The sequence below is a fragment of the Paeniglutamicibacter sp. genome (assembly GCF_046714615.1).
In the GTDB taxonomy this organism is placed as follows: Bacteria; Actinomycetota; Actinomycetes; order Actinomycetales; family Micrococcaceae; genus Paeniglutamicibacter.
In genome coordinates this window covers 1-6,184 of the sequence record NZ_JBKKAP010000070.1, presented here as the reverse complement: position 1 = coordinate 6,184, position 6,184 = coordinate 1, and the positions used below count along the sequence as shown (strand labels likewise).

Genomic DNA, 6,184 nt, shown 5'->3' with positions numbered 1-6,184 from the left:
CCTAATGGTTTGTGGGTCCGTGCCCCACTGGGGGTACAATAATTGGCCCCAAGGGGTGTGCGGCACCAAACGGCCCCCAACACCCATTGGCGCTTAAACCCGGGGCTGACCGGCCGCGACGACCTAGGAATCCGGGCAGGGGCACCGGGCTCCCCAACCCCACGAAGATGAACGGGCGGAGGTTACGAATCCGGCGACGCCGTTATCTTCATGTAACCACTTGCTCCTTATATTCTCGTGAATTTTGGGCTACGTTCCTTAATAGCCGAGGTGCCTTGGCCGCCCATCGGGCCGCTGCCTTGCGGGCAAACTTTTGAGGAGAATCAGCATGATCGCACTTGCACGATCGCGTTTTACTCGAGGAAGCCGATTTCTGGCCGTCGGGGCCGCGCTGGCCTTGACCGCCACCGCCTGCGCCGGCGGGGGCGGCGAATCGCCCAGCGGCTCACCAACGGCCACGGGGTCTGCACCGGCGGCAGAGGGACCGCTCAAGCTGGGAACGTTGCTGCCGAACACCGGCAACCTTTCCTTCTTTGGTCCGCCCATGACCGCCGGGGTCGACCTGGCGGTCAAGGAAATCAACGACGCCGGCGGCGTGAACGGCGAGGACGTCACGGTCATGAACCGCGACTCGGGCGACACGACCACCAATATCGCCACGCAGTCCAGCAACGAAATGCTTGGACAGGACGTGTCGGCGATCATCGGCGCTGCTTCCTCCGGTGTCACCAAGACCGTCATCAACCAGATCACCGGTTCGGGGACACTCATGATGTCCCCTGCCAACACGGCTCCGGAATTCAGCACCTGGGACGACAAGGGCTTGTACTGGCGCACTGCTCCCTCCGATGTCATGCAGGGCAGGATCCTCGGCAACGTCATGGTCGGCCAGGGTGCGGCGACGGTGGGCATGATCGTGCTCAACGATGCCTACGGCACCGGGCTGGCCAAGAACATCCGGATGGCGGTCGAGGCGGCCAACGGCGAGATTGTCGTCGAATCGATGTTCAACGAGGGGGATTCGCAATTTTCCTCCCAGATCGACGAGGTCGTGGGTGCCAATCCCGACGCCATCGCCGTTCTCAGTTTCGACCAGGCGCGCTCCATCATTCCGCTGTTGATCCAGAAGGGCGTTGATCCCTCCACCGTGTACTTCGTGGACGGCAACATCCTGGATTACTCGGAGGACTTCGACAAGGGGACCCTCGAAGGGGCCATGGGAACCCAGCCGGGTTCCTTCGCCAAGACCGATTTCAAGGATCGCCTGGAGGCGGTCAATGATTCGCTCAAGGACTGGAACTACGCGGCCGAGTCCTACGACGCCACCACCTTGATCGCGCTGGCCTCCACCGTTGCCAAGTCGAACGACGGAGCGGCCATTGCCGCCCAGCTGCAGGGGGTCTCGCGAGACGGCGAGAAGTGCTCCGATTTCCCCTCGTGCAAGAAGCTGCTCGACGAGGGCAAGGACATCGACTACGACGGCATCGCCGGACCGGTGACCTACGACGAAAACGGTGACATCACGGAGGGCATCATGGGTGTCTACCAGTACGACGAAAACAACGTTCCCAAGCCGCTGCGAGAAGAGGCAGGGACAGTCTAAGCGGACCCCGACCACCTCGCGACGCACGGCAGAGGCCGGGACCGATATAGGTCCCGGCCTCTGCCGTGCCAGGCATCCCTTGGGGGGAAAAGCACTATGCCGGTGCGGGCGGCGTGTCCCGGTCGGATTCCTCACGCTCCACGGTTTCGGCAAGGTTCCCCAGATAGAGCTGGATGACCTTCGGGTCTTTGAGCAGTTCGCGCCCGGTTCCCGTGTGTGCGTTCCGTCCCTGGTCAAGGACGTATGCGCGGTCGCAGATCTGCAGGCACCGCCGGGCATTTTGCTCCACCATGATGACGCAAACCCCGGCGCGGTTGATCTCGTGCACCCTCAGAAATGTTTCGTCCTGACGCACCGGGGAAAGGCCCGCAGATGGCTCGTCGAGCAGCAGCACGGCCGGTTCCATCATCAACGCCCGACCCATGGCAACCATTTGCCGCTCGCCGCCGGAGAGGGACCCCGCACGTTGGGTTCGGCGTTTGCCAAGCTCCGGAAAGAGCGAGGTGACAAAATCGAACCGTACCGCAAAATCCTTGGGCCGCTGAAAAATGCCCATTTCCAGGTTTTCCTGGATGCTCAGCGCCGGGAACACGTTGTTGTTCTGCGGCACGAACCCCAGTCCCCGGGACACCAGTTTGTTGGCCTTCAGCCCGGTCAGGTCCGCACCGTGCACGACCACGCGCCCCGAATGGACCTTCACCAGCCCGAACATAGCCTTGAGAAGCGTTGACTTGCCCGCCCCGTTTGGCCCGATGATCCCGATGAGTTCACCCTGACGCGCTTCCAAATTGCACCCATTGAGGATATTGACCCCTGGCAAGTAACCGGCGACCAGGTTGGTGACACTGACAACGGCCGCCTCCGGCTCGACGCTCATGATTGCCTCCCCTTTGGTTCCTCGGTGTCCGGATCCTGGGTGTCCGGTTCCTCGTGCACCGTCAGGAGATCTCCGGCATCGGCAGTACCGACAACGGATTCGGAATCCTCGCTCAAGACGTCTTCCAGCCTGGCAGCGCCTTCGGGGGAGCCCAGGTCGACATCGTGGTGGGCCCCAAGATACGCGTCGATCACGGCCTGGTCCTGCATGACGTCATGGGGCGGCCCCTCGGCCACCACCCGGCCCTCGGCCATCACGATGACCCAGTCGGCGATGTGCCGCACCATGTGCATGTCGTGTTCCACGAACAAAACCGTCGTTCCGGTGGACTTGAGGTTCTTGATGTGGTCGAGAAGCGATTGGGTCAGGGCCGGGTTGACCCCGGCCATGGGCTCGTCAAGCATGATGAGTTTCGGTTCCGCCATCAGGGCCCTGGCCATTTCCAGGAGCTTGCGCTGGCCGCCGGAGAGCGATGCCGCATAGTCTTCGCGTTTTTCGGCCAACTTGAACATGGTCAGCAGGGCATCGGCGGCGCGGGTGAGCTCGGCCTCGCGTGCCCGCCACAGCCACGGAAACATGGCCCGCAACAGGGCCTCGCCGGGCTGTCTGTCGCCACCGAGGCGCATGTTCTCAATGACGGTGAGCTTGCCCATGACCTTGGTGAGCTGAAAGGTGCGGACCATGCCCATGCGGGCCACCCGGTGGGATCGGACCCCGGCAAGGCTATGTCCGTCAAAGGTCCACGACCCGGAATCGGGGGTGTCGAAACCCGTCAGCAGGTTGAAGAAGGTCGTCTTGCCCGCGCCGTTGGGACCAATCAGGGCCGTGATCTTGTGTCTGGGGATTTCAACGTGGTCCACATCCACTGCCTTGAGCGCGCCGTATGTTCGGCGCACGCCGTCGGCGACGATGATGGGGTCGATCTTCTTGCAACCGGGCTCGGCCCGACCCGCCAGGATGGGTCCGGTGTCGCTGAACGGAGAGGTGCCCGGTTCTTGGTCCGGGGCCGCCCGTGGCGGGATTCCTTGCGGGTCACTCATGAGAAAGCAAGCTCCTTCTTGTTGCCCAGGATTCCCTGCGGACGGAAAATCATCAGCAGCATGAGGGCCACACCCACCAGGATGTAGCGCAATTGGCCGGCCTGGGCGCTCGAGAGGAAGGTGATGTATCCGGACTCGATGAGGCCGAGCAGGATGCCTTGGGTCAGTGAGAGGACGACCCAGAAGATCATGGCGCCAAGCACAGACCCGAAGACCGTGGCCATGCCGCCCAGCAGCAACACGGTCCACAGGAAAAACGTCAATTCGGAACCATAGTTTGCCGGTTGGACCGCCCCGGTGGGCAGCGTGAAAACTATGCCGGCAAGCGAGCCAAAAAGGCCACCAATGATCAGTGCCTGCATCTTGTACACGAAAACGTTTTTGCCCAGCGAGAGCACGGCGTTTTCGTCCTCTCGGATTCCCTTGAGCACCCGGCCCCACGGGCTGCGCATGAGCGCCCACACGATCGCGGCGCAGAGCAACACGATGCACCAAGCGACGAGGGTCACCCACAGGCTCCGGTCGTTGAAGTTCAACGGGCCAATCGGGTAGTCGCCGGGCGGGAACGGGTTCAACGCGTAGAAGCCGCGCTCGAACGTTGCGAGGCCGTTGGCGGATCCGGTGACACTGGTCAGGGAATTCGTGGTGACGATGTAGCGCACGATCTCGGCCGCGGCAATCGTGACGATGGCCAGATAATCGGCACGCAGACGCAGCGTGGGTATGCCCAGGACCAGCGCGAACAGGACGGAGGACACGAGCGCCGTCAGCACTGCCACGGGCAGGGGAGCGCCGAAACTGAGCGTTGAAATCGAGAAACCATAGGCCCCGACGGCCATGAAGCCGGCCTGGCCGAAGTTCAACAACCCCGCGTAGCCAAAATGCACGGCCAATCCAAGGGCGGCCAGCGCGTAGGACGCGGTGATGGGACTGACGATTTCCGTCAACGCATTGGTGAAGATTGCGGCGAAGTCCATGATTCGTTCCTTTCCCTAGCCCACACGCTCGCGGCGCCCCAGGAGCCCCTGCGGCTTGAACAACAGCACGAGGATCATGACCGCCAGGGCCCCCACGTATTTCAGGTCGGCCTCCAACCAGATCGTCGAAATCTCAACCATGAGTCCAACCAATACCGATCCGACGAGCGCCCCGAACACGGTGCCGAGGCCTCCAAGGGTCACCCCTGCGAAGATCATCAGAAGGATCTGCTGGCCCATGTTGAAGGCGACACCGGGCCTGTAGTACGCCCACAGGATCCCGCCCAGGGCAGCAAGCATGCTCCCGACAACCCACACGATTCGAATCACGTTATCCACGTCGATTCCGGAGGCGGCGGCCAAGGCCGGGTTGTCGGCCACGGCGCGGGTTGCCTTGCCGAACCGGGTCTTCAGGAGCAGCAATGCCACCACGACGATGACAGCCAAGGAGACCACCAAGGACACCAGCGTGTTGCGGGAGATCGAAACGCCAAGGACGTCCAGGATCGGGCTTTGGGCGGACGGCAGTTGTTCGGTGGTGCCGCCAAAGAAGAACAGAATGACGTAGCGCATGGCAAGGGCCAGGCCGATGGAGACAATCATCATCGGCACCAGGGCCGAACCGCGGTGCCGCAGCGGTTTCCATAGGCCCCAATCCTGTAGCCAACCCAGGCCTCCGCCGAGCAGGACCGCAACGACGAGGGCCGCCCAGAGCGGGAATCCCCAGGCCGAGAGCCCAAAGGCGGCCACCGCACCAAAGGTCACCATTTCTCCGTGGGCAAAGTTGGTCAGGCCCGTCGTGCCAAAGACCAGCGAGAGTCCGACCGCGGTCAGGGCCAGGAGCAATCCGAAGCTCAGACCGGCCACGGCCCGCTCGGCCAGGACGGAACCGAAGCTCGGGCCGACCGCTGCCGTGTTCTCGCCAACCTTGAAAATGACACCCATGTTTGACGAGGTGCCGAACTCCACGATGCGCGGATTTTCCTCCCCTTCGCTCAGCGGCTTGTCCGCCGGCAAGGTGGTGACATCCAACATGACCTCATAGGTTCCCTTCCCGGGAACCACGATGACCCACCGGCCGTTTTCGTCGGTCGTGGCCTCTGCACTGAATCCGTTGGGAGCGCTGGCGGAAATCCGCACGCCAGCGATTGGATCCGATCCATCGCGCAGGGTTCCGCGGATGGTCAATTCCTGCTTCTGCATCGGGACCTGGATTTGCCCGGCCGGTGATATCGCGTGCTGCGCCAGCGCGGGCGCCGCCGACCCGAGGGCCAAGCCGATAAACAAGGCGATGAATCCGACGACCCCCACCAAGCGGATCGATGCTGCGTTGGTTTGACGTAGCACGGTGCGAGCCCTCTCGTCGCTTTCAGCCCTGCGGCCACAAGCGCCGGGCAGATGTGTGACTCATGTCACTCACGTGTGTTTATCCTAGTGCCATGGAGGGTGAAGTCATACGCCTTGGCCGTGGATGATTGCTGGATTCGGTAACGGTCCGGTTAAGGCGGCGCGTCAGCTTCCGCGGCAAAACCACGAACCACCCGCCAAGTGGCAAATAGATAGTGATTTGGGGATTTATTGGTCTGCATCGAGCGTTCTACCAACGTAGGCTATTTACTAACAACCCTACCGAGGAGAAACACCATGGCCCTGGGCGGAAACCCGGTCTTCAATTCCAAGAACTACC

At 62.3% G+C, this 6,184-nt stretch carries 5 protein-coding genes; 1 reads left to right on the top strand and 4 read right to left on the bottom strand.

Features of this window, described 5'->3' with window-relative positions:
* Positions 1-328 precede the first annotated feature (328 nt).
* Positions 329-1,603, top strand: a complete 1,275-nt coding sequence (locus ACLQ7E_RS07565) for an ABC transporter substrate-binding protein (protein WP_411731961.1) — start codon at positions 329-331, stop codon at positions 1,601-1,603.
* A 94-nt stretch (positions 1,604-1,697) separates the two neighbouring features.
* Here the strand turns inward: ACLQ7E_RS07565 and ACLQ7E_RS07560 are convergent, their stop codons facing one another.
* Genes ACLQ7E_RS07560 through ACLQ7E_RS07545 form a run of 4 tightly spaced genes read right to left on the bottom strand, consistent with a single transcriptional unit; the run spans position 1,698 to position 5,844 of the window.
* The gene (locus ACLQ7E_RS07560; protein ID WP_411731960.1) at positions 1,698-2,480 is read right to left on the bottom strand and encodes an ABC transporter ATP-binding protein; all 783 of its coding nucleotides are present in this window, start codon (positions 2,478-2,480) and stop codon (positions 1,698-1,700) included.
* Entirely contained in the window at positions 2,477-3,520 is a 1,044-nt protein-coding gene (locus tag ACLQ7E_RS07555; protein ID WP_411731959.1) for an ABC transporter ATP-binding protein, read from the bottom strand. Before ACLQ7E_RS07555 ends, ACLQ7E_RS07560 begins: the two co-directional genes overlap by 4 nt.
* On the bottom strand, positions 3,517-4,497 hold the full coding sequence (locus tag ACLQ7E_RS07550; protein ID WP_411731958.1) for a branched-chain amino acid ABC transporter permease: 981 nt from the start codon (positions 4,495-4,497) through the stop codon (positions 3,517-3,519). Before ACLQ7E_RS07550 ends, ACLQ7E_RS07555 begins: the two co-directional genes overlap by 4 nt.
* Before the next feature lie 15 nt (positions 4,498-4,512).
* On the bottom strand, positions 4,513-5,844 hold the full coding sequence (locus ACLQ7E_RS07545; protein ID WP_411731957.1) for a branched-chain amino acid ABC transporter permease: 1,332 nt from the start codon (positions 5,842-5,844) through the stop codon (positions 4,513-4,515).
* Positions 5,845-6,184 lie beyond the last annotated feature (340 nt).